General features: G+C 67.1%; 20 protein-coding genes. 5 read left to right on the top strand and 15 right to left on the bottom strand.

All coding sequences use genetic code 11. From position 1 onward, the window contains the following. Positions 1-67 precede the first annotated feature (67 nt). From rutA to OK17_RS09465, 4 genes are all read right to left on the bottom strand, one after another. Positions 68-1,150: a pyrimidine utilization protein A gene (gene rutA, locus OK17_RS09480; RefSeq protein WP_232716177.1), complete on the bottom strand. Its 1,083-nt coding sequence runs from the start codon at positions 1,148-1,150 to the stop codon at positions 68-70. A gap of 223 nt (positions 1,151-1,373) precedes the next feature. Continuing rightward, the gene (locus OK17_RS09475) at positions 1,374-2,408 is read right to left on the bottom strand and encodes a LacI family DNA-binding transcriptional regulator (RefSeq protein ID WP_232716175.1); all 1,035 of its coding nucleotides are present in this window, start codon (positions 2,406-2,408) and stop codon (positions 1,374-1,376) included. 49 nt (positions 2,409-2,457) lie between these two features. Then, entirely contained in the window at positions 2,458-3,240 is a 783-nt protein-coding gene (locus tag OK17_RS09470) for an MFS transporter (protein WP_461417297.1), read from the bottom strand. Between the two features lie 80 nt (positions 3,241-3,320). Continuing rightward, positions 3,321-4,622 carry an MFS transporter gene (locus tag OK17_RS09465; protein ID WP_461417296.1) on the bottom strand — a complete coding sequence of 434 codons (1,302 nt, stop codon included), beginning with the start codon at positions 4,620-4,622 and terminating at the stop codon, positions 3,321-3,323. Between the two features lie 282 nt (positions 4,623-4,904). Between OK17_RS09465 and OK17_RS09460 the strand changes: the two genes are divergently transcribed. Beyond that, positions 4,905-5,612, top strand: a complete 708-nt coding sequence (locus OK17_RS09460) for a type 1 glutamine amidotransferase (protein WP_461417295.1) — start codon at positions 4,905-4,907, stop codon at positions 5,610-5,612. Positions 5,613-5,938: 326 nt separating this feature from the next. Here OK17_RS09460 and OK17_RS09455 read toward each other — a convergent pair whose 3' ends face one another. After that, on the bottom strand, positions 5,939-7,009 hold the full coding sequence (locus OK17_RS09455; protein WP_232715461.1) for an ADP-ribosylglycohydrolase family protein: 1,071 nt from the start codon (positions 7,007-7,009) through the stop codon (positions 5,939-5,941). Positions 7,010-7,292: 283 nt separating this feature from the next. Between OK17_RS09455 and OK17_RS09450 the strand changes: the two genes are divergently transcribed. Both OK17_RS09450 and OK17_RS09445 read left to right on the top strand, forming a co-directional pair. Continuing rightward, a complete protein-coding gene (locus tag OK17_RS09450; protein ID WP_461417294.1) occupies positions 7,293-8,546 on the top strand; it encodes an HNH endonuclease in 1,254 nt (417 codons plus the stop codon). A gap of 292 nt (positions 8,547-8,838) precedes the next feature. After that, complete coding sequence (locus tag OK17_RS09445; protein ID WP_040536573.1) at positions 8,839-9,156, top strand: hypothetical protein; 318 nt, start codon at positions 8,839-8,841, stop codon at positions 9,154-9,156. Positions 9,157-9,182: 26 nt separating this feature from the next. Here the strand turns inward: OK17_RS09445 and OK17_RS09440 are convergent, their stop codons facing one another. The 10 genes from OK17_RS09440 to OK17_RS09395 form a co-directional block, all read right to left on the bottom strand. After that, the gene (locus tag OK17_RS09440; protein WP_232715459.1) at positions 9,183-9,989 is read right to left on the bottom strand and encodes a tetratricopeptide repeat protein; all 807 of its coding nucleotides are present in this window, start codon (positions 9,987-9,989) and stop codon (positions 9,183-9,185) included. Positions 9,990-10,019: 30 nt separating this feature from the next. Then, a complete protein-coding gene (locus OK17_RS09435) occupies positions 10,020-11,279 on the bottom strand; it encodes an MlaD family protein (protein WP_232715458.1) in 1,260 nt (419 codons plus the stop codon). Beyond that, entirely contained in the window at positions 11,276-12,409 is a 1,134-nt protein-coding gene (locus OK17_RS09430) for an MlaD family protein (RefSeq protein WP_232715457.1), read from the bottom strand. Before OK17_RS09430 ends, OK17_RS09435 begins: the two co-directional genes overlap by 4 nt. Then, positions 12,406-13,512 carry an MCE family protein gene (locus OK17_RS09425; protein WP_461417293.1) on the bottom strand — a complete coding sequence of 369 codons (1,107 nt, stop codon included), beginning with the start codon at positions 13,510-13,512 and terminating at the stop codon, positions 12,406-12,408. The genes OK17_RS09430 and OK17_RS09425 overlap by 4 nt, the downstream gene beginning before the upstream one ends. Beyond that, complete coding sequence (locus tag OK17_RS09420; protein ID WP_232715455.1) at positions 13,509-14,540, bottom strand: MCE family protein; 1,032 nt, start codon at positions 14,538-14,540, stop codon at positions 13,509-13,511. Before OK17_RS09420 ends, OK17_RS09425 begins: the two co-directional genes overlap by 4 nt. A 20-nt stretch (positions 14,541-14,560) precedes the next feature. Continuing rightward, positions 14,561-15,604 (bottom strand): MlaD family protein, encoded by a 1,044-nt coding sequence (locus tag OK17_RS09415; RefSeq protein ID WP_232715454.1) that lies wholly within the window; start codon positions 15,602-15,604, stop codon positions 14,561-14,563. Next, positions 15,601-16,968, bottom strand: coding sequence for an MCE family protein (locus OK17_RS09410; protein WP_232715453.1), 1,368 nt, complete (start codon positions 16,966-16,968; stop codon positions 15,601-15,603). The genes OK17_RS09415 and OK17_RS09410 overlap by 4 nt, the downstream gene beginning before the upstream one ends. Continuing rightward, positions 16,965-17,834, bottom strand: a complete 870-nt coding sequence (locus OK17_RS09405; protein WP_461417292.1) for an MlaE family ABC transporter permease — start codon at positions 17,832-17,834, stop codon at positions 16,965-16,967. Before OK17_RS09405 ends, OK17_RS09410 begins: the two co-directional genes overlap by 4 nt. Further along, a complete protein-coding gene (locus OK17_RS09400) occupies positions 17,834-18,760 on the bottom strand; it encodes an MlaE family ABC transporter permease (protein WP_461417291.1) in 927 nt (308 codons plus the stop codon). The genes OK17_RS09405 and OK17_RS09400 overlap by 1 nt, the downstream gene beginning before the upstream one ends. A gap of 148 nt (positions 18,761-18,908) precedes the next feature. Continuing rightward, positions 18,909-20,084, bottom strand: coding sequence for an acyl-CoA dehydrogenase family protein (locus OK17_RS09395; RefSeq protein WP_232715450.1), 1,176 nt, complete (start codon positions 20,082-20,084; stop codon positions 18,909-18,911). Between the two features lie 97 nt (positions 20,085-20,181). Here OK17_RS09395 and OK17_RS09390 point away from each other — a divergent pair, with 97 nt between their 5' ends. Together OK17_RS09390 and OK17_RS09385 are read left to right on the top strand one after the other, a co-directional pair. Continuing rightward, the gene (locus tag OK17_RS09390) at positions 20,182-21,306 is read left to right on the top strand and encodes an acyl-CoA dehydrogenase family protein (protein WP_232715449.1); all 1,125 of its coding nucleotides are present in this window, start codon (positions 20,182-20,184) and stop codon (positions 21,304-21,306) included. Next, complete coding sequence (locus OK17_RS09385; RefSeq protein ID WP_461417290.1) at positions 21,303-22,829, top strand: AMP-binding protein; 1,527 nt, start codon at positions 21,303-21,305, stop codon at positions 22,827-22,829. The genes OK17_RS09390 and OK17_RS09385 overlap by 4 nt, the downstream gene beginning before the upstream one ends. Positions 22,830-22,848: the final 19 nt, after the last annotated feature.

Below are 22,848 nucleotides of genomic sequence, written 5' to 3'. Positions count from 1 at the left end.
GCGACGAGCCGTATCGAAACCACCTGGTGAGCAGGCGCACTCGATGCCCGCTCACCAGGTGCCTGCGTCACGCCGCGGCGGCGTTGTCCTGACGGCACTTCATCAACGGTTGGATTCGGGTGCCGAAGGTGTCCACGCCCTTCACGAAGTCGTCGAAGGTCAGCATGATGCCCTTGACGCCTTCGAGTTCGGCGACCTGGTCGAGCATCTTCGCGACGGTGTCGTACGACCCGACCAGGGTGCCCATGTTGAAGTTCACCGCACCCTCGGGCAGCGAGATCGTCTTGGCGGTCGAGCTGTCGTCGGCGCTCGCGTCGGCGGCGGACTCGTCGGCCATGTAGCCGAGCGCGGCGAGGTCTGCGTTGTCGTGATAGTCCTGCCACTTCGCCTGTGCCGCTTCGTCGGTCTCGTCGGCGATGATCATGAACAGGACCATGGCCCCGACGTCCCGCCCGCTTTCCTTGGCGGCGGCGACCAGTGTCGACGTCGATTCCTCCACGGCCAGCGGGGTGTTGATCCCCGAGCCGAGGATGAAGTTGAAGTCGGCGTTCTCGGCGGCGAACTTCATACCGGTGTTCGATTGTCCCGCAGCGACGATCGGGGCCGTCTTGGCCGCCGGCGGCGGCGACAGGACGCAGTCGTCCATGGTGTAGTGCTTGCCCTTGAAGTCGCTGGAGCCTTCGGCCCACAGTTCGCGAAGGACCTTCACGTACTCGCCGGCCTGCTCATACCGGTAGCCGAAGTACTCCTCGCCCGGCCACAACCCCATCTGGGTGTATTCGCCCGGTGCCCAACCGGTCACGATGTTCACACCGAACCGTCCCGGGGCGATCGAGTCGATGGTGCTTGTCATGCGCGCGACGATCGCCGGCGGCAGGGTGAGGATGGCGGTCGAGGCGAACAGTTTGATCCGATCGGTAACCGCCGCGAGACCTGCCATGAGCGTGAAGGATTCGAGGTTGTGGTCCCAGAACTCGGTGTCGCCACCGAAGCCGCGGAGCTTGATCATCGACAGCGCGAAGTCCAGCCCGTGTGCCTCCGCCTTCTGCACGATGGTCTTGTTCAGCTCGAATGACGGCATGTACTGGGGCGCACTCTTGGAGATGAGCCAGCCGTTGTTGCCGATGGGGATGAAGACGCCGATTTCCATGTCACTCCTACGCTGCGTGGTCATGAGAACCTGCGCGTGGCATAGCTGCGCCGCGCGTGGTTTGTTTCCGCCGTTGGTTTGCGATCCAGTGGCGGCCCCGCTGCCGCCCTCCGGCCGTTCCGGCCGGGTGTCCCCCGAACTGGATGCATTCGAATGTATGCTGGGGTTTTTGCGTGACGGTGTTCGTCGGGTTACCGAGATGTTGCCGAGCGAATGCTCGGTTTCAGACGCCGTCGGGGCATGGTCCGGCACTGCCGCGGCCGACCCATTCGACACCGAAGGCGCGGTGGACCGGGGTGCCCGCGGCGCCGTCGATCCGTGCGAGCAGGAGCTCGGCCGCGGCCAACGCCATCTCCTCGAGGGGCTGGCGTACCGTCGCGAGATCGAAGATCGACCAGCCCGCCAGGTCGAGGTCGTTGTAACCAACGACCGAGACATCCTCCGGCACAGCGAGTCCCAGCCGTTTCGCGGCGTCGAGGGTTCCGAAAGCCACATAGTCGGTGGCGCAGAACAAGGCGGTTGGCCGGTCAGATCGGCCGAGCAGGCGCAGGCCGCCGTCGAGTCCGGTCCTCGCGTCGACCTCACCGCGGTACACCATCGTCTCGTCGAGATCGGCTCCGAGCCTTGCCAGTTCGTCCCGGAACCCGGTCTCGCGGAGCTTGATGCTCGGGTTGTCCACCGGTCCGGAGATCAGTCCGATCCGACGATGCCCCAGGTCGACGAGATGCTGTGCGACGAGCCTCCCGCCACCGATGTTGTCCGACGTGACTCGGTCGACCCGGCCGGCCTGCGTGCCGTCGACGTCGCGGCTGAGGATGACCAGCGGCATCCGCCAGTCGAGCATCTCCGAGACGACCGGCGAGTCGAGTCGGGCCGAGATGTAGACGACCCCGTCGACCAGACCCCCGCGCAAGGCCTCGAGGTCCTTGTCCACGGTGCCCGTCGGACCTTCGCGGTCGCTGAGCAACAACACCCGATAGTCGTCGCGGGCGAACCGGTCCTGAAGAGTGTTGGCGAGTACCGGAAACGACGGGTTGCGCAGGTCGCCGGTCACCACCCCGATCGTCGACGACCGCCTCGTGATGAGGCTCCGCGCGGTCACGTGCGGGACGTATCCCATTTCCCTGGCCAGCGCCTGGATGTGGGCGCGGGTCTCCTCGATCACCCGCGGGTCGTCGCGCAGCGCGCGCGACACCGTCGACTGCGACACCCCGGCCCGGCGGGCGACGTCGTAGCCCGTGACGGGTTTGTTGCGCACGACGAAGATTCTAGAAGGCCACGACCGCTCGAGCCGTGGTGAAACCCCTCTAGGTGACGGCCGGGGCGCGGTCGACGCGACGGCGTCGCAGGACGAACACGGCACCCGTGGTGACCACCAGCGCGACGATCGTGACGATGGCGACCCACACGACGGCGGTCGTCTCACCCTGGGCGGTGGCCAGGATGCCGAGGAACGCCCAGATCAGCGTGAGCGGGTAGGCGACGAGCACGGAGCCGGCCGCGACCGTGACTGCGAGACCGAAGAGTGCACACAGGACGAGGATCGTGAGCTGCCAGCCGAGGGACTGCGGGTCGGCGAGGTCGGCGCCGATGGCGGCCGCCCAGTTCTGGAACACCGCTGCGGTGGCCCACGCGGCGTAGATGCCGACCAGGATTCGGGCGAGCACCCGCAACCAGCCAGGCGCCTCGTCGTCGGCGGGGCGCGCCGCGATGCGTGCGGCGTCGAGCAGGACCACCGTCATCACGGTCAGCACGATCGGGGTGACCCACGTCCATTCCGCCGCGGACACCAGGATCCAGATGGCCGCGCCGGCGAAGGCGATCTCGAGGTCGATCAGCAGACGACGCGGATCTGCGGTCCCCGTCGCTCCCTTCCACACCACCGCGAGTGCGAAGACGACGGACAGCAGGTAGATCAGGCTCCAGATGGAGAACGTCCAACCGGCCGGCGTGATGAGAAGATCGGTCGTCGACTCGTTGGGTGAGGCACCGATCCCGGAGAACGGCACAACCGGCGCCACCACCTGCGCTACTGCGAGAATCACTGCGAGCCAGGTGATCGGGCCGGAGACGCGCGTCAGGGGTGCCATGACATCCACCGTAGGCACACGCCCGGCACCTCCCCGAGAGAAGGCCGCTGACCTGCGGTGTCACCGACCGTCGGCTTCGATCAGGATGCGGTGTCGGCGGTTTCGCGATCCACCGGCCGGGTCACGGCCGGCTGCGCCGTCCGCCGTGTACGACGCAGGACCAGCCCGATCGCGACCGCCGAGGTGACCGCGTAGGCGACGCCGATGGTCACGGCCCCGCCGATCGTTCCGGCGAGCTGTCCGGCAACGCCGTCGAGCACCACCATCACGCCGGCACCGCTGTAGGCGAAGGCCGAGAACGTCGCCGCGACGCGGCCCTGCTGGATGGGTGTGAGCCCCACGGTGATGTACGCGAGCGCGACCCGGTATCCGCCGGCCTGACCGATGCCGCCGATGACGGTGCCCAGCAGGATGACCTCGAGGCGACCCATCGCGAGACCCGCGATGGCGATCGACCAGCCCAGCGCCAGCAGTGATCCCACTGCTGGCAGGGTGGTGATGACGCGAAGGCCCACGCCGGCGAAGTTCGCCAGCATCGACACGATCAGGCATGCGCCGCCGACACATTGGGCCACGAGCAACGAGTCGCTGATGCCCGTCGCGAGAATCGCGTTCGGCATCGCACCGACCGCGAGTGCGCCGATCGCCCAGGCGAGCGCCCCGACGAGGTATGCACCGGGGTCGCGGGACCGGGACGATTCGACCACGACGTCGAGATCTCCGGTGTGTGCCGACGGTACGTCCGCGAGCTCCGGTTCGACGACCGTCGGCACGGGATCACGGTCCGGCGCAAGCAGATCCGGCGCGGCCCGCAATCCGGCGAACAGGAAACCGAGACAGATCGTCATCGCGACCGCGTGGACGGCGTAGACCGTCACCAACTGCCAGGGCAGATACACGGCAATGAGGATCGCGGCGATGAGGCCGGTACCGGCACCGATGAGCGAGCCGGTCGCCATGAACGCACGCCCCTTCTCACCGCGGGCGGCGACCATCATCGCCGCCGCCGCACCGGTGCTCAGCGCCACCGACGCGCCCGTCATCAACCGGCCGGGAAAGAGCAGTAGCGGATACCAGGCGCCGACGATCTCCACGAGGTCGCCGACGATCGCCGTGAGGAACGCAATCGGCAGGACCGTGCGCGTGTGCCGGATCAGTGGCCCGCGAGCCGAGATCAAAAGGATCACGATGAGTGCGACGAAGTACGTGGCGAACAGCACGGCGGCGGCGGCCGGCCCGAAGCCATGGCGGTCCATGTAACCGGGGAGGAGCGGCGTCATCGCATTCGAGCCGCAGATCGCGAGGATGAAACCCACACCCGATGCCCCTGCGAGCAAACGGGTTCCGGCATCGCCTCGGCCCGCCGCGACCTTCACTGTCATGTGTCCTGCCTCCTTGCCACCGGTGGCCGTGAGGGGCGCCGGACGGCACCGGCATCACCGTGCAGGAGTACTCAATCCGACCGCTGTAACCGATCGGCAACCTGATCGTGGCGCCCGTATTGCGCACCTCCGTCATCGACCAGCGGCACTCTGACCTGCCCGAATCCACGCCGTCGGCCGAACCACGCCGATTGTCACAGTCGATCCGGAGGCGGCCCGAGCATTCTGTGAGCCGCGCAAACGACTAACCTGACCGGTCACAGATGTTCGAGAGGAGTTCAGGTGAGCGGCAGGGTTCTCGCACTCGTTCACGGTGTGCGGCCGGAGTGGCGCGAAACGGTTCTCGGTTCGTTGCACCCCGCCTTCGCCGACCGCGGGTTCGACGTCGTCATCCGGGACGTCGAAGACGAGTCTCTCCCCGAGGCAAGTGGATTCGACCTGGTGTGCGTGACCGGTTCCCCGGATTCGGCCTTCGATGCCTCGCTGCCGTGGGTGGAACCCGAACTCCGGTACCTCTCCGACACGATCGCCCAGCAGGTACCGATCTTCGGTGTCTGCTTCGGCGCCCAGATCCTCGCGCGGGCGCTCGGTGGTTCGGTGGCACCGAGCACGCGTCCCGAGCACGGCTTCGTCACCGTCAGCACCACCCGCCCCGATCTCGTGGAAGAGGGCCCGTGGATGGAGTTCCACCACGACACGATCACCGTGTCCGACGTGGCCGAGGTGATCGCGGTCAACGACGCGGGTGTCCAGGCCTACGTCTCGGGACCGCACCTGGGTGTGCAGTTCCATCCGGAGATCACCCCGGACTGCTTCTCCGCGTGGCGTAAGGGATTCACGAGCGCACGGTCGGGCAGCGACGACGGCTCGGTCGACACCCGCGCCCTGGCTACCGAGATCGACGCCGCTGCCGACCAGGCCGCGGCCCGCTGCGACCGGCTCGTCGGACGGTTCCTCGAGCACGCCGGGATCGGCGTCACTGCCGCCTGAGGCGCAAGGAAGCGACTCCCCCCTGCCTGAGGTGCGAGGAGCGAAAACCGCCGGGCTGAGTAGCGACGAAGGAGCGCATCGAAGTCGACGAGCCACGAAGGCCTGGCGAGTCACCGTCGCCACTCAACTACCGGTCGACGTCAACCCGACTGGCAGACTTCGATCGACGTCTGCCGGTCGAGTTGAGGTTCGGCAGTCGAGATCTGGGCGCTTCTCAGAGAGCGGGCCCTTTCGACCCTCACGACGGCCGGATCACCGGCCGCGGGCACTGGAGGTGCGAGGAGCGTAGGCGACGAGCCACGAAGGCCCGGTGACCCACTCTCGACTCAGCCCGCCACCTGCAGCCCCGCGTACCTCTCCGACATCGGAGCATCGAGTTCCCAGTCGGCGAAGTCGTACAGGTCGGTGGCCACCTCGGTGATGACGCCGCGAAGTTCGAGCTGCTCGAGCCACCGCCCCGGGACGACTCCGATGCCGTCGCGCGCGCCGAGCAGGTTGCCGGTGATCGCCCCGGTCGAGTCCGAGTCGCCGTCGTGGTTGACGGCGAGCACGACGGCCGCTTCGAAGTCGCTTCCGACGAGCGCGCAGTAGATCGAGATCGCGAGCGCTTCCTCCGCCACCCAGCCCTCGCCGAGTCGGGAGATCGCCTCCTCGGGCGCGAGGGCGTCGGACGCGAGCCGTTCGGCGAGTTCGATGGCGGCCAAGGTCTCCTCGTGCTGCGACTTGGTCCGCAGGATGTCCTTCGACGCCGCGAGCGCCTCGTCGAGCGTGGCGCCTTCGACGAGTTCGCGGACCATCACCGCGAGAACACCACCGGTCAGCGACCCCGACGGGTGTCCGTGAGTCAATGCGGCGATCGCGGTCCCGAGGTCGAAGGTGCCGACCGCCGACCACTCCGCACGTGAGGCGAACAACCCGACCGGCGCGGCCCGCATGACTCCGCCGCAACCCTTGCTGTCATTGTCGGCCGGGGTTCCCGGGCGCGTCGTGGAACGCAGTGCACTCAGGCAGGTGTTGCCGGGGGCGCGTTGGCTGTGCAGTTCTCGGTGACCCGTCAACCAGCTGGTGCGCTCCCCCATCGGCAGCACGCCGTGCCGGGGATGTTCGCCTTGCGTGATGAACCATCGGAGATACGCGCGCGCAGTTGCTGCCGCAAAACAGGAGATACCGCCATCGCAATCCCGCAGCCACGCGCGCAGCAATCCCTCGGCCGTGAAGAGGGTCATCTGGGTGTCATCGGTGATGGTTCCGGTGCCGCCGTACGCCGGCGCATAGGAGGTGATCCCCGACGGGCCGAACCGCTCGATGATGGCCGAGCGAGACATGAACTCGACCGATCCCCCGAGCGCGTCGCCGACCGCACCCCCCACGATGCAACCAACAAAACGATCCTTCATCGGCGTCACCTGCACTTTCCACAGTGTTCTGACCATATTCACACGGGCGGACCCGGTTCGCAGGCCGGAGACCCGATTGAGGTGTGCACCTCGACGCGCCGAGCCGGTGAACGCCATCGGTGCAGGTAGACAGCCCAGACGACTGGGGCGATTGACCAACTCCGGCGCCAGAAGCGTTTTGTCAGACCACCGCTGTACAACTGAAAGCACAGAAATTGATGACGGAGCAGTAGTCGACGACGGTCCCATCCAACCGCGCCCCACGAGAGGGACGGCTCCCGCCATGATCGCCACCCACACGACTCCGCTCGACCAGATCCTCGACCAACTCGTCGAGATCATCCCACCCACCGACGACCCCACCGGCATCGAGACGCACGCGCAGCTCAGCCGGTGGATCTTGCTGCGCAACCTCGCCGATCACCGAATCGGCACACACGCAGCCAAGCTCGCTGATCTGCACGTCGCGGAGAAAACAGGCTCGACCCTCAAGCGACTGTTGATCGAGATGGGCCTCCCGCCCGCAGTAGCCGCTCGCACCACCCGCATCGCCGCCGCCCTCGGCACTCTGAGCAAGGTCGAGGCCTGCGCTGCCGATGGGAGACTCTCCGGCGAGATCGTCGATGCCATCGTCCGCGGCGTGGTGACCATCGAGAATCGCTCGCCCACAACATTTTCCGACGACGATCGCGTCGATCATGAGACCGAACTCCTCGCCCAGGCCCTGTCGGGTGCCACACCCGCCGAGATACAGAAGCATGCCCACGCCATCGGCAACACCATTGCCGACACCGAGGGCGGCATTCCCGCGTGCGACGACCGAACCCTGAACACGCTGTCCCACAACATCACCGACGAAGGCCGTGTCGAAATCCAAGCTGACGTCACGCAGTCCGTGGGCGAGAAGTTCATCGCCATGATCGACGAACGCTCCATGCCGCGTCCCGAACCCGACGGCTCCCCCGATCGACGCTCGGCAACGCAGATCCGCGCCGATGCCCTCGACGTGCTACTGGACCAAGCCGCAGTGGGTGCGGCGATGGACACCATCGGGATACCGCGAGCCCAGACGATCCTGACCATCCCCGCCGAAGGTGCCGATCCGGCATCCCTACCCTGGACCGGATCGGTCACGCGGGCAGTTGCGAAGCAGTTGTCGTGCGACGGGACCCTGATCGAGGTCATCATCGACGGCGAGACAGTGCCACTCGAGATGGGTCGTGAACGACGACTGTTCCCGACGCACTTGCGCAAGGCGATCATCATCCGCGACGGGAATTGCATCAAATGTGGTGCGCCGCCGTCACATACGCAGGTTCACCATATCCAGCACTGGTCCGACGACGGTGATACCGACCTCGACAACGGCTGCCTGCTCTGCCAGCGCTGCCACACCCAGGTCCACCACAACGGCTGGGACATCATGATCGGCTTCGACCGCCACCCCTGGCTCATCCCGCCGGCAGACATCGACCCCTGCCGCCGCCCGCTCCCCGCCTACAACCGCCGCACCATGCGCCTCGACGACGCCGCCTGACCCACAAACTCACGCGCAGCACCTTCCGCACCCGGCGATCAGCCGGGACCGCGTTCGATCTTTGACAACTCCACAGTGTGAAGTGCCGAGTGGTTTCGATACGGCCCGTCGCAAGCTCCGCGCCTACTCAACCAGCAGATGTAGCCAAGGTGACGTGGCGTCCCCGTCGCCGGCCGAGTAGCGACGACCGAGCGCAGCGAGGACGCCGCGTATCGAGGTCACCTCGCCGGCAAGACGACCGGCCACCCCACTGCCATCGCTCGAACATACGTGCGATAATTCCGGGGTGGGCATGAAGTGGATTGGCGGGGACAACGGCCAACCACAACGGCCGGCGTTCGTGCGGGTCGGGCACAAGGCGGTGCTGATCGATCTGGGTGCGCTATACCCCAACGCACCCCACTTCACCGGCGAGTACAACCCCGAGGGCCTGCAGATCAGGTCGGTCCACCTCGGCGTTCTCACCGAATGGGGGCGCGACGAATGGGGTGCCTGGTACGGCAAGGTCACCTACACCATCACCGCGAAGGACCGGCAGGAGAAGGTGACGCACTGGGTTCCGTCCTGGGCGCTACGCCCGGCCGGGGACCCGCCGGGGTCCCGACGCTGACACAGTCGGGTACTGCCCGGCGACCGTCAGGGCAGATCCACCTTGCTCGCCAGCCAGCGGCCGTCGACCTTGTCCATGGTCATCAGCACCCGACTACGGTCGACACGCGGTTCGGGGCTGGCGCTGTTGGTGATCGACTGGTCGACGAACACCATCACCACGACCCGATCGGCGGTCGCCGACTTCACGCCCGCGTCGATGACGACGCCCTTGCTGGTGGCCTTGTTGTCGACGAGCATCTGCTTGAGCTGACTGCTCGACCGCGAGTACATGTCCTTGAACTCGCCGGTCGCGCCGCCGAGGACGTCGGTGAAGTTCTGGTCGATGCTGCCGGAGTCGATGCTCGTCAGCGTCACCGCATAGTCCTTGGCGGTGGCCACCGCCTGCTGCTCGGCCTGGTTGACCGCGTGGTTCTCGTACAGCTTCCACCCCGCGTAGCCACCACCGGCGAGCAGCGCGACGATCGCCAGTATCGCGACGACCCGGCGGGGCCGGAGCAGACTTGCCAGTCGTCCCTCCCGGATCACCGGACGACGACGCCCCGTGGTCTTGGTCGCGGCGGTACTCTCCGTCCGCGTCTCCTTGTCGGCGGAGGCAGGCGCGTCGGTCGCCTCGGAAGTCCCGGCATCCCTGACCTCGATCTCGGTGGTCTCCAGGCCGGTGTCGGTCGAGGCGGTGTCAGCGGAGACGGTGCCGGTGGAGGCCTCGCCCACCGTTGATTCACTGCGTGCTCGACGCGCCTTGCCCCCGCGCACAGGCGACTTCTTGACGACGTCCTTGCCCTTGGGTGCGGTGTTCCTGGTCTCGGTCGTCTTGCTCGTCGTGGTGCTCACGGTCTCACCTCTCGGTTGGATGCGGGCGGTCTAGTTGAAGTGGATGTCCGGACCACCGAACGGTGTCGGAATGGTCTGCGGTCCACGCGGTGTCGGATTGGTCCGGGCATGGGGGTCGCTCCCCGGTTTCGGCAGGTTGGTGTCATCTCCGGGCGGTCGCGGTACGGCGCCGGCACCGCGGACGAGGAGTTCGGTGTCCTTGCAGTGCGTGTTCAGGAACGGCTCCGGGAAGTCCGGCCGCGACGGAGCCGCCCGCGGCAGGTGGTAATCGCAGGGCACACGAGGGAACACGTCGACGCTGCCCCACAGGCCGCCGTCGCGGAAGGCGGTGCTGATCGCGTCGAGGGCTGACCCGGATCGCTGTGTCGGGAAGAAGAACTCGCGCAGTGCCGGTGTACGTAGGTACGCCATCTGCGACACCGTCACCAGGTTGCCGAGCAGCTGCACCATTGTCGGCGAGTTGTCGTCGAACAATCCGTCGACGCCGCGCAGGGTTGCCGGTGTCTGGTCGAGCATCCGCCGTAGACCGCCATCCATGGAACCCACACCAGCGAGGGAGGATTCGAGGTTGCCCGCGGTTGCCCGCAGACCAGGGGCGGTGTCGGCGAGCGTGGTCAGCACGACCTTGCTCGTCCTGATCACGTTGACCGTCTGCGGCAGCACCGAATCCAGAGTGGACACCAGGAAGGTCCCACCCCGCACGATGTCGCGGAGCTTCTGCGCCCCTTCGTCCCCGGTGCCCAGCTCGTTCATGATGAGCGTCAGCTGTTCGGTGTCGATCTGCGCGAGAGCCGGATCCATGCTCTCCAGCAACGTGGCCATCGGCACCGGAGTGGTGGTGCGCTTCTCCTCGACGACCGTCCCGTCGGTGAGGAACGGAGCCGAATCACTGGACGGCTGGAAGTCGAGGAACTGCTCACCTGCCGGCGACAGGCTCGACACCCGGACCTCCCCGTCGGCCGGGATCTTGATCCCTGCGTCGATGGTGGCGACCACGCGCACTCCGTCATCGTCGATGCGCACCGCGTCGACCCGACCGACCGGCACGCCGCGCAGAGTGACGTCCTGATTCGGCAGCAGCCCACCGGATTGCGCGAGTTCGACCTCGACGCGGATGTTCGACGTGGTCGGATCGCGTTGGAGAGTGTCGACCAGCAGGTAGGCCACCCCGACGACGAGGATCGTCAGAAGACCCAGTACCGACAACCAGTTGCGCCGACGCCGCCCCCATCGCACCGCGGAGACGATGCCGCGCGCACCGGTCTCCACCAGGTCGGGTCGCGCGCTCATCGTGGTGCCCTCGGTTCGACGTGCTGCCGCAATCGCATCAGCGTCAGCGACAACGAGCCGACGAACTGCTCCCAGTCGCGCACATCGGGGAGCCGCGAACCCGGGTCACCGCGATGATTCGGATCGTCGAAGGCGCCGATCGCGAACTGGGAGATGGCGACGTCGGTGTGCCCCGAGGTCGCGTTGGTCAGCTTGACGATGGGTCCGAGGATGCGGTTGACCGCGTCGAGGCTGGCCCCGGGCGCCGTGGCGGCGGCGTTCAGCGATCCGGCGATCCGGTTGATGTCGTCCATCATCCCGCCGGCCGCGGTTCCCTTCACCGACGGAAAGGCCCCGAGTTGCCGGATGATCCGATCCACCTGCTGGACGGTCGCCAGGATCGACTGCGTGTTGTCGGCCACCGTCCACAGTGCGGGGCCGGCCGCTGCCAGCGCGGAGTCGATGGTCTGCTGCCGGGCCGACACCGTCGACGCCAGGCGACTCGCAGAGCCGAGCACGGCCTCGATCTCATCGGTCCGTTTCGACAGCGAGGACACCAGGACCGTCGACTGGCGGACAAGTGTTCCGAGCTGTTGCCCGTCGTCGCCGAGGGACTCGCCGAGACCGTTGACGATGTCGGTGAGGCTGCGGATGGCACCGCCGTTGACCAGCATCGCGGCCGTCGACAGCACCTCCTCGACCGTCGCGCCCGCCGACGTGCGGTCGAGCGGGATGACGTCACCGTCTCCGAGGAGGGCGGTCCCGGGCTCGGGTTCGGCGGGCGGTTCGAGAGCGACGAACACGTCGCCGAGTGGTGTCGCCGAACGTAATTCGGCGCGCGTGCCGTCCGGCAGGCGGGTGCCGTCGGCGATCCGCATGCCGACCTCGGCGAGATAGTCGTCGACCTCCATCGACTCCACGAACCCCACGTCGGCACCGAGCAGCCGGACCTTCGCCTCGGCCGGGAGATTCAGCGCGTTGTCGAACTGTGCCTTCAACGCGAACCCGTCGCCGCTGGTCCCGGGCGCCGGGAGCGGGAGCTGTCCGAGTCCCACCGAGCAGCCGGTGAGGACGCACGTCAGCAGGAGCACGAACGCGGCGACGCCGCTTCGATGAATTCGCCTCGCCACGTTCGTTTCTGCTGTGTTCATTTCTGTCCGACCCCCGCCATCGCCGCCAACATGGCGGTCACCCCGAAGTCCGGACCGAAGTCCTGGGGCTTCCCGGTGTTGCATCCGAGGTCCTTCAGGTTCGCCAGGTTGCAGACCTCTTTGAGTACCTGCTGGTCGAAGAGGATGCGGTCGGCGAAGGTGTGCACACGGATGGTGCCGTTCGGCTGATCGATCGCGTTGTAGGCGTTGTTCATCAGCGTCGGTGTGAGGTTCAGGAACTCGGACAGCTCGCGCTGGTAGTCGGCCAGCGTCCCGGTGACGGTCGTCGCGTCGCGCGCCGCGTTCCGCAGCGGAACCCTGTTCTCCTTCAGCAGTTCGGAGGTCTTGGTCAGGATCTGGTTGAGCTTCGCGCCGGTGTTGCCCTGCCCCAGTCGCTGATCCGCGATGACCTGACTCATCGCGCGGAGGCTGCCGCCGAACTCACGGATGGTCTTGTCGTTGTTCGCGGCGGCCTCGGTGAGGACGTCGAGGTTGTCCACGAGTTTCACGATCGCCTCGCGGGTGGCGCTGGGATCGGCCCCGGTGCGTAGGGCTTTCGACAATTGCCCCAGTGCGTCGCGGAGCGCGGGCCCGTTGCCGTCCAGCGACTCCGAGGTCACCGACAGCATGTCGGCGATCGGTCCGCCGCCTTTGCCGTCCCCTCCGAGTTGCCCGGCCAGGTTGTCGGTCATCGTGAGCAGGCGGTCGAACTCGATGGGCGTCCGGGTCCGGTCGAGCGACAGGAACGCGTCGCTCGACAGCTTCGGCCCGCCGGTGTAGGCCGGGGTGAGTTCGACGTGCCGGTCGGTGAGGACCGACGACGACACCGCGACCGCCTTCACGTCGATCGGCAGGGTCACGTCCTCGTCGACCTCCATGGTGACGTCGACGACGGTGCCGCGGGGACTGATGTCGGTGATGTGCCCGATGGTGATCCCCAGCACCGCGACCTTGTTGCCCTCGTACAGGCCAGCGGCACTGTCGAATTGCGCGACGATCCGGTGGGCGCCCGACGACGGGTTCCAGATCGCGGCGATCGTGGCCGCGACCGCGACGGCGATCGCCGTCATCACCACCAGGGTCCGTATGCGTGGTCGTCTCATCGGCAGTCCTCGAAGTACGGTGCACGCCCGACCTGCTCGGCTCGTCCGCTCAGCGCGCACATCCACGAGTCGATGAGGAAGCCGGCAGGCCCGGTGAAGTCGACGTAGTTGCCCGCGCCGGTCGCGTTGGTGAAGTTGCGCACCGGGAGCGGCAGCGCCTCGAGCGTGTTGCGCAGCAGGTCGTCGTGGCGGGCGAGCGCGCCGAGCATCCCGTTCAGGTCTTCGATGAGCGCGTCGAGCGCAGGCCTGTTGACGACGGTGATGCGGTGCAGCTGCGCGACGAGAGCCGTGGTGGCGTTGAACATCCCGGTGACGGCGTCGCGGCGGCGGGTCAACTCGACCATAAGGTTCCGGCCCTGCACCATCAGTGATCCGATGTTGGCCTCCTGGTTCCGGATGACCGTGGTGACGCGTTCGGCGCCGGTGATCAGTTCACCGAGCTGGGTGCGTCGGGTCGCGATGATCTCCGAGAGGGTGTGGGCGGTGGAGATCGCCTCCGGGACCACGTCCGGTGCTCCTTCGAGCTGTGTCGACAGCGTGGTCATGACGTCGGCGAGACCGCCCGCATCGACCTTCTCGAAGTTGGTGGTCGCATCCTCGATCGTGTCCTGCAGGTCGTAGGGAACCTGCGTGTTGCGCAACGGAATCCGGTCGCCCTCCAACGACCCCGACCCTTCGGGGGTGATCGCGATGTAGCGGGATCCGAGGATGGTGGTCAGTTTGATCGCTGCCTTGGTGTCGTTGCCGAGACGGATTCCGCGGTCGATGTTCATCGAGATGACGACGCGGTCCCCGTCGAGTCGAGATCCCTTGACCTCGCCCACCGGCACGCCGGCGAGGGTCACCTGATCGCCGGTCCGTATCTCACCGGCCTGGGCGAACTCGGCCTCGACGCTCTTCCGGCCGACGTCGATGGCGCTGATCCCGACGACGAGTGCGACGACGAGCACGAGTGCACCCACGCCTCCGATGCCGAGGTACAGCGAATTCCACTCGGCGATCGGCTTTCGTGGCGATCGTTCGGTCATGCGGCGGTTCCCTGACGTCTTCATGGCCGGCAGATCGGTGAGTACTTGGGCTTCCCGCCGGGCGTCGCTGCGGCGACGATCGCGGGGGCCAGCGGGGTGAGAAAGGGGACGAAGTCTGCCGGGTTGAGGTCACAGACGTAGGCGCTGAGGAAGCTGCCCTCCTGGCTGACGCGGGCCATGCCCTTCAGCAGCAGCGGGACGTTGGCGCCCAGGTACTCGAACTCGGACTTCCGCGCCGCGAAGTGGGCGAGGAATCCCGGTTGACGGGTGAGGAAGGCGTCCATCGACGGCGCGGTGTCCGAAGCGATCTCCGCGAGGCGACCCCCCACTTCCGTCATCACGTCGGCCGTACCGACCAGATCCTCACGGTGCGCGGCGAACGCCTCGAAGATCTCCTGGGCGCGTCCGATGACCTCCTGGAGACCGCCGGTCTGCCGGGACAGCCCGGTCAAGACCTGCCCGAGGTCGGTGATGACGTCGCCGAGCAAGGCGTCGGGTCCGGCGAAGGACTCGGCGAGCGAGGAGGTCTGCGCCAGCAACCGGGTGATCGCGCCGGTCTCACCCTGCAGCGCCCCGACGAGCGAGCTCGACAGGTCGTTGACCTTGTCCGGATCGAGGACGCTGAAGAGCGGTTCGAAACCGTTCAGCAATGCGGAGATGTCGAACGACGGCTCGGTGTGGTCCACCGGGATCTCGCCGCCCGGTTCCAGCGGTGCGGGAGAGTCGAACTGTCCCAACGACAGTCCGAGGTAACGCTGGCCGATGATGTTCTGGTAGGTCACCGCGGCCTTGGTGTTGCCGCTCAGGTCCTGACGGGAGTCGATGCGGAAGCGGACGCGTGCCAGGTTGCCGTCGAGTTCGATGGAGTCGATGCGGCCGACCCGCACACCAGCCATGCGGACGTCGTCGCCGGCCCGCAGTCCGGACACGTCGGTGAAGACCGCCGAGTACGACGATGTCGGACCGGAGATGTCGCGACGCAGGGTGTTGATGATCGTCCACGTCAGCATGATCGCGACGACGAGGAACACCGACAGCCAGATGATCGACCTGCGATAGCTCATCGCCCTCCCTCCGTCCGCTGCCCCGGCTCGCGTTCGGACTCCTGACCTGGCTTCCGCCCCGGTTGCTCGACCCTGATGTCACTGCCGCGCAGCAGCGGACCCAACAGGAGCGAGGTCACCTCGTCGGCGCCCGGCCCCAACAGCTTTCGGAGCGCCTCGATCTCGGCACGACTGCCGACCGGTCCGACGTTCCCGCCCATGAGTGCGGCCGGCGGCCGGAAGTTCCTCGGCTGCAGCACCTGTGGCAGCGTCGGGCGCTCTACCGTGGCCGGCCCCCACTGACACGAGTTGCCCGCCATCTCCCCGTACCGCGGGCAGTCCGCACGCGAGTACATTCGGTGCGGGGTGAGCGCCCAGACGAAGTGGCCGGTGCCGCGCTGCTTCTTCGGATCCCAGAACTCGGTCATGAACTTCTCGGACAGGTTCGCGATCTTGACCGTGATCGGCGGCAGCGCGCCACCACCGTCGGCGAACACGTCGAGGACGGGGGCGAGCGAGCTGGTGATTGTGATCATCCGGTCGGTGTTGTTGCCCAGGGCGGTTTCCGAGGTCGCCATGGTGTGCTGGCCGGCGCTCAGCAGATCGGTGAGTGCAGCCTGCTTCTCGGCGACGGTCTGCATCGGCACGATGGCGTGATGGACGGCGTCGAGCAGGTCCGGCGCGGACCGCTGCAGGCCACCCATGGCGGTCACGAGTTCGCTGAGCCGCGAACGGGTCTCCCCGTCGTCGATCGCGCGGTTCATCTCGGTCATGATGGTCACGAGTTGCCCGCCGGCCGTGCGGATCTCCGATCCCTGGCTACGTGTGGCGGTGGCGAGCGCGGCGAGCACGCCGACCGTGTCGTCGCGGCGGTCGCGTCCCATGGCGTCGACGATGTCACGCAGCTTGGTCAGGACCGTCTGGAGTTCGATCGTCGACCGACTCGTGTCCGCTTCGACGGTGTCACCGTCCTGCAATGGACGCCCGCCCTGGTCAGGGTGGTCGAGCAGCTGCACCGACGACACGGCGAACACATTGCTGGGCACCACGCGCGCGGTCACCGTGCTCGGGATCGCCTGGGCGCTCCGGGGATCGAGCGAGAGCGCAACCCGGTTCGGTTCGCCGTTCGCGCCGGGTTCGACGCCGGTGACGATGCCGACGAGACTGCCACGGAACTTCACGTCGGACTTGGTGGGGATGCCGTCGCCGACGTCGACGAGGAGGGCGGTGACGGTCACGCGGTCGTCGAGACCGCCGGTCGACTTGTACAGCAGAGCGGCCACGACGGCGGCGATCACCACGACGCCGATCAGCCCGCGGAACAGCAGGGCCCGGTCCGTCGGCCCCCCGGCCTCGGATTCGAGGGAGATCGTCCGTGGGCTCATCCGCCGAGCCTCGAACCGGAGCTGACACCCCAGAAAGCCAGCGTCAAAAGCAGATTGACGACGATCATGGCGCTGATGCCCAGTCGCATCGCGCGTCCGACAGCGACCCCGACACCCTGCGGGCCACCGCGTGCGTAGTAGCCGTAGTAGCACTGGATCGTCGTCGTGATGGATACGAAGACAACGGCTTTGATGACCGAGTAGATGATGTCCGGCCCGGCCATCACCAGGTGGAAGTAATGCTGATAGGTGCCGATCGACACACCACCGGCGAGTGCGACCACACCCTGCACGACCACGTAGCTCAGGACCAGACACATCACGAACAGCGGGATGACCGCGACGATCGAGGCCACCAGCCGGGTGGTCACCAGGTAGGGGATCGAGCGGACGGCGAGGGTCTCCATCGCGTCGATCTCCTCGGTGATCCGCATGGCACCGAGCTGGGCGGTGAAGCGGCAACCGGCCTGGGAGGCGAATGCCAGGGCCGCCATGATCGGCGCGAGCTCACGCGTCGACGCCGACGCCGAGATGAGGCCCGTCGCCTGACCGAGGCCCAGCATGCGCAGCGCGTTGTACCCCTCGATCCCGACGATCGCGCCGGCGCTGGCCCCGAGGACGAGGATGACGCCCGCGGTACCGCCGCCGACGACCAGCGAACCGTTGCCCCAGGTCACGTCCGACAGGATGCGCAGGAACTCTCTCGTGTAGTGCCGAAACATCGCCGGGATTCCCACGATCGCGCGGCCGAGGAAGGACAGCATGTGCCCGAGCAGACGGATGGGTCGTGTCATCGACGCGTAGATCGAGGCCAGAGGCCGGACGCCGGGCGGGTAATACGGCGCGGCCGCCTTGAGTGCGCTCATCAGAAGGACGCCCTGGGGAAGACCATCACGTACATCTGCGTGAAGAGCACATTGACGAGCATCAACAGCATGATCGAGCCGACCACGGTGGAGTTCACCGAATTCGCCACTGCCGCTGGGCCACCACTGGTTGCCAGGCCCTTCTGACAGGCGACGATCGCGACGATCATGCCGAAGACCAGCGCCTTGACGAGGGTGAGGACCATGTCGCCGACGGTGGCGAACGAAGCGAAGGTCGCCACGAAACTACCCGGTGCGCCGTCCTGGACGTAGACGTTGAACAGGTAGCCGGCCAGGAAGCCGACGAAGGTCACGATGCCGGTGAGCGCGGTGCCGACGACCATCGCGGCCGCCAGGCGCGGGACGACGAGCCGGCGGACGGGTGACACACCCATCACCCGCATCGCGTCGATCTCCTCCCGGATCGTGCGCGACCCGAGGTCGGCGCAGATCGCCGACCCGACCGCGGCGGCCATCATGAGGGCCGTGACCAATGGCGCACCCTGCCGGATGACCGCCAGGCCGCTCGCCGCGCCGGCGAGTGAGGTCGCGCCGACCTGACCGGCGAGCAGACTGAACTGGATCGCGAGGGTGACGCCGATCGGGATTGCGACGAAGAAGGTGGGCAGCAGAGCGGTGTTGGCCATGAACACCGACTCGCGGATGAAGGCCTCGAGCGGAAAGCGACCGCGAACGAGATCGGTGAAGAGGTGGCGAAAGGTCTCGATCCCCAGCTTGATCTGCTCACCGACGGTGATGAACGACCGGCCGGGGTGGCGACGTACGTACCCCGCGGACCACTCTGCGATTTCCGTTGTGGCGCTGCTGGTTCGGATGTCCGTAGGGAACGTCGCCGGTCCGGGTCGCGGTGCGGTCCGGCCGGTCGCGATGCTGTCGTCTCCCCCGGTCAACTCAGCTCCGATCATGACCCGTGGTCACCCGATCAACAGCTGTCCAATCGGGTAATCCATCTAACTGATTGCACGGTATCAGCTCTGTCGTGAGAGGCAAGTCACATTGGCGAATCGGGGTGATCGTCCGTCCCGAACTCCGGCCGGCAACCGGGAGAACATCTCAACGGGGCAGACCGAGACCCCGTTCGGCCACCAGATTCCGCAGCACCTCGTTGGTTCCGCCGGCGATCGTGAACGCGCGGGCGTACAGGAACGCGTCTTGCCACCAGCCGCCGGCGAGTGCTGCAGGATCCCCTTCGACGCGGACCGAATCGCCCGCCTGGACCGACATGCCGTACTCGGCGACAGCCAGATTGACCTCGCCGAAGAAGATCTTCGACAGCGCGGCATCCGCGGCGTCACTCGTACCCGCAACCGACCGGGATTCGCCGTACGCCGACAACAGCGCGTTGACGTGCACGGCAGCCGCGAGCCGGCCGACCTCGCGCCGCACCTCGCCGCGGTCGATCAACCGCTCGTCATCTCGTGTCGTCGACGAGACGAGATCGACCAGGTCATCGAGCGCACGGAACAGTGTCACACCGCCGCCGGCACTCGACCGTTCCCGCGCGAGGCTGGAAGTGGTGACCATCCAGCCCTTGTTCTCCTCACCGATGACGTTTTCCACCGGCACCTCGACGCCGTCGAGGAAGATCTCGTTGAAGTCCGCGGTCCCGGTGATCTCACGCAGCGGCCGGACCTGTACGCCAGGACTCTTCATGTCGATGGCAAAAGCCGTGATCCCCTTGTGTTTCGGCACATCAGGATCGGTGCGCGCCAGCAGATACCCCCAGTCGGCGTGGTGTCCGTTCGTCGTCCACACCTTCTGACCGTCGACGATGTAGTGGTCGCCTTCGCGCCGAGCCCGCGTGTGCAGACCGGCGAGGTCGCTGCCCGCACCCGGTTCGCTGAACAGCTGGCACCAGATGTGTTCGCCGGATCGGATCCGCGGCAGATAGAACGCCTTCTGTTCCTCGGTGCCGAAGTCGATGATCGCACTGGCCGCGAGGAGCCCGCCGCCGACCGGCATCGGCGCCCCCGCCTTCGCCAGTTCCTCGGAGACCACTGCCTCGTGCCGCGGATGCGGGTCGGGTAGCCCGCCGCACTCCTCCGGCCAGGTCACCCCCAGGAGCTGCCGACCGTACAGCTCGGCCGTCCATTTCCGCAGGGCGGGAATCTCCGACGCCTCGGGCGCTCGCACCCCCGCCTTCTGGGATCGCTTCGGGCCCTGCTCGGCGCACAGTTCACGTACGCGCCGTCGGAGGTCGTCGAGTTCGGGGTCCTGACCGAGTCTCACGGTGAAACCTTCCCGGGGAGATGTTGTTCTGTCTACACTGTGACGTGTCTCAATGAGTAAACTGTATCGGTACGTTGCCGCACGGCACGGAGGATTGATGGATTTCGAGCTGACCGACGAGCAACGTGCGATCCGGGATTCGACTCGCTCACTGTTGCAGAGTCATCCCGGTTCCGCGCGTGTCGTCGCGGATTCGCCGGCCGGTTTCGACGCCGGATTGTGGCGTCAGGGAACCGAACTCGGCTGGTCCGCGCTGGCCGCTCCGGAAGAGGCCGGCGGACTCGGACAGGGTGTCGTCGACCTGGCCGTCGTCGCCGTCGAGCACGGCCGATTCGTCACCGCGTCCCCGTTCATGCCGACGGTCGCGGTGCTCGACGCGCTCCTGCGTTCCGGGACCGACCATCACGCCGCCCAGGTCGACGCCCTGATCAGCGGCGATTCGTCAGCGGCCTGGGCGTTCACCGAACCGCACCGCTCCCCGACCGTCGATGCACTGCAGACCACCGCAGTGGCTGCCGACTCCGGTTATCGCCTGACGGGCGAGAAGGTGACCGTCGCCGATGCGTCGGCAGCAGATGTCCTGCTGGTCGACGCGGTACTCGACGGCAGCCCCGCCCGCTTCCTGGTTCCCCGCGACACATCGGGGGTGAAGATCCGGCGGATCGAATCCCTCGACATCACCCGCGAACTCGACGACATCACCCTCGACGATGTCCACATCGATCAGGGGGCGATGCTCGGCTCCCCGGACACCGCCCGTGCGGCCATCGAACGGACACTACGCCTGATGACAGTGCTGGCCTGCGCCGAACTCGTGGGGGTCGGTGAGTATCTCCTCGAGACCTCGGTCGAGTACGCGAAGACCCGCGAGCAGTTCGGCGTGCCGATCGGCAGTTTCCAGGCGGTCAAGCACAAGTGCGCCGACATGCGCATGTGGGTGCAGGCCTCCCGCGCCGCCACCCTGCACGCGGCGATGTCGCTCGACGCCGACGAGGCAGGCACGTCACCCGAGACGGCGAAGGCGGTGAGCGTTGCGAAGGCCTTTGTGTCCGAATCGATCTGCAAGACGGCCGGCGAGGCCCTACAGGTGCACGGCGGCATCGGCTTCACCTGGGAGCACGACCTGCATCTCTACATCCGCCGGGCGCGCGCGAATGCCGCGCTCTACGGCGACGCCGACCATCACCACGAACTGCTGTGTGCACTCCTGGAGACGCGATGAACCTCGGTGAGATCGCCGCGACCCATCCCGACAAGGATGCGGTCGTCCTGGCCGATGGTTCGGCGCGCGTCACCTTCGCCGACCTGGACCGGCGCTCGACGAGGCTCGCCGACTTCTTCGCCGCGCAGGGACTGTCCCGGGGCGACCACATCGCCATCGTGATGGAGAACCGGCCCGAGTTCCTCGAGGTCGCGTGGGCCGCACAACGCTGCGGTCTGATGTACACACCGGTCAACTGGCACCTCACCGCGGCGGAGGCCGAGTACGTCGTCGAGGACAGCGGTGCACGGATACTCATCTCCGGAGTGGGTTCCGGCGAGCTCGCCGCGAAGATCCGTGTCGGGGCTTCCCGGGTCGAGATCGCCATCGCCGTCGGCGGCCCGATCGAGGGGCATCTCGACTACGAGTCCATCGTCGACAGCCCTCCCGCGTCGGCACCGCCGCACGAGCCGATCGAGGGCTACTACTTCTTCTACTCGTCGGGCACCACCGGTCGACCCAAGGGCATCGAACCCACCCACGACTTCCCGCCGTTCGGCACGGGCCTGCCGCTCGATGCGATGATGCCGGCGTACGGGGTCAGCTCGTCGACGGTCTACCTGTGCCCGGCTCCGCTGTATCACGCTGCACCACTGGGGTGGTCGCTCGCGATGCAGCGCCAGGGCGCGACGGTCGTGCTCATGCCGTCGTTCGACGCCCGCGAGTGCCTCAGCGCCATCGAGGCGCACGGCGTCACACATGCGCAGTTCGTCCCGACGATGTTCGTGCGGATGTTGAAACTCGATCCGAGGGTCCGGTCGGCCTTCGACGTGTCGTCGCTTCGGCTGGTGGTCCACGCGGGGGCACCGTGCCCGGTCCCGGTGAAGCAGCAGATGATCGAGTGGTTCGGGCCGGTGCTCTTCGAGTACTACTCCGGCAGCGAGGGCAACGGGATGACCGCCATCACCTCACCGGAGTGGCTGGACCATCCCGGCTCGGTCGGCCGAGCCGTCTACGGCACGGTCCACATCCTCGACGACGCGGGCGACGAACTCCCCATCGGCGAGATCGGGACGGTGTTCTTCTCCGGAACCCGAGAGTTCCGCTATCTCAACGACCCCGCCAAGACCCAGGACGCCCGCAACGCCCGCGGTTGGCAGACCATCGGCGACCTCGGCCATCTCGACGCCGACGGTTACCTCTACCTGTCCGATCGGCGCAGCGACCTCATCCTCTCCGGCGGCGTCAACATCTACCCGCAGGAGATCGAGTCCGCGCTCGTCATCCATCCCGCGGTCGCCGACGTCGCCGTCGTCGGCGTCCCCGACGACGAGATGGGCGAACGGGTCCACGCCGTCATCGAACTCGCCGAGGGCGTCGAACCCGGCGACGCGATCACCGACGAACTGATTGCGCACTGCCGAGTCCACCTCGCCGGCTTCAAACAACCCCGCTCGATGGCGTTCGTCGACGAGGTGCCGCGCACCCCGTCAGGAAAACTGTTGCGGCGCAGACTCCGCGAGGCGCTCCCCGCCGCTCGCTGAGAGACCCCGCTGCCCCCCC

This window comes from Gordonia sp. GN26 (genome assembly GCF_054823965.1).
The sequence above is the reverse complement of the archived record's forward strand: the minus strand, read 5'-3'. Positions and strand labels throughout refer to the sequence as shown.

Bases quoted from the DNA above. Each gene is read 5' to 3' on its own strand.
- rutA (WP_232716177.1), bottom strand. From the start codon at position 1,150: ATGGAAATCGGCGTCTTCATCCCCATCGGCAACAACGGCTGGCTCATC.
- OK17_RS09385 (WP_461417290.1), top strand. From the start codon at position 21,303: ATGAACCTCGGTGAGATCGCCGCGACCCATCCCGACAAGGATGCGGTC.
- OK17_RS09445 (WP_040536573.1), top strand. From the start codon at position 8,839: ATGAAGTGGATTGGCGGGGACAACGGCCAACCACAACGGCCGGCGTTC.
- OK17_RS09420 (WP_232715455.1), bottom strand. From the start codon at position 14,540: ATGACCGAACGATCGCCACGAAAGCCGATCGCCGAGTGGAATTCGCTG.
- OK17_RS09455 (WP_232715461.1), bottom strand. From the start codon at position 7,009: ATGAAGGATCGTTTTGTTGGTTGCATCGTGGGGGGTGCGGTCGGCGAC.
- OK17_RS09390 (WP_232715449.1), top strand. From the start codon at position 20,182: ATGGATTTCGAGCTGACCGACGAGCAACGTGCGATCCGGGATTCGACT.
- OK17_RS09470 (WP_461417297.1), bottom strand. From the start codon at position 3,240: ATGGCACCCCTGACGCGCGTCTCCGGCCCGATCACCTGGCTCGCAGTG.
- OK17_RS09425 (WP_461417293.1), bottom strand. From the start codon at position 13,512: ATGAGACGACCACGCATACGGACCCTGGTGGTGATGACGGCGATCGCC.
- OK17_RS09465 (WP_461417296.1), bottom strand. From the start codon at position 4,622: ATGACAGTGAAGGTCGCGGCGGGCCGAGGCGATGCCGGAACCCGTTTG.
- OK17_RS09430 (WP_232715457.1), bottom strand. From the start codon at position 12,409: ATGAACACAGCAGAAACGAACGTGGCGAGGCGAATTCATCGAAGCGGC.
- OK17_RS09450 (WP_461417294.1), top strand. From the start codon at position 7,293: ATGATCGCCACCCACACGACTCCGCTCGACCAGATCCTCGACCAACTC.
- OK17_RS09435 (WP_232715458.1), bottom strand. From the start codon at position 11,279: ATGAGCGCGCGACCCGACCTGGTGGAGACCGGTGCGCGCGGCATCGTC.
- OK17_RS09405 (WP_461417292.1), bottom strand. From the start codon at position 17,834: ATGAGCGCACTCAAGGCGGCCGCGCCGTATTACCCGCCCGGCGTCCGG.
- OK17_RS09400 (WP_461417291.1), bottom strand. From the start codon at position 18,760: ATGATCGGAGCTGAGTTGACCGGGGGAGACGACAGCATCGCGACCGGC.
- OK17_RS09410 (WP_232715453.1), bottom strand. From the start codon at position 16,968: ATGAGCCCACGGACGATCTCCCTCGAATCCGAGGCCGGGGGGCCGACG.
- OK17_RS09415 (WP_232715454.1), bottom strand. From the start codon at position 15,604: ATGAGCTATCGCAGGTCGATCATCTGGCTGTCGGTGTTCCTCGTCGTC.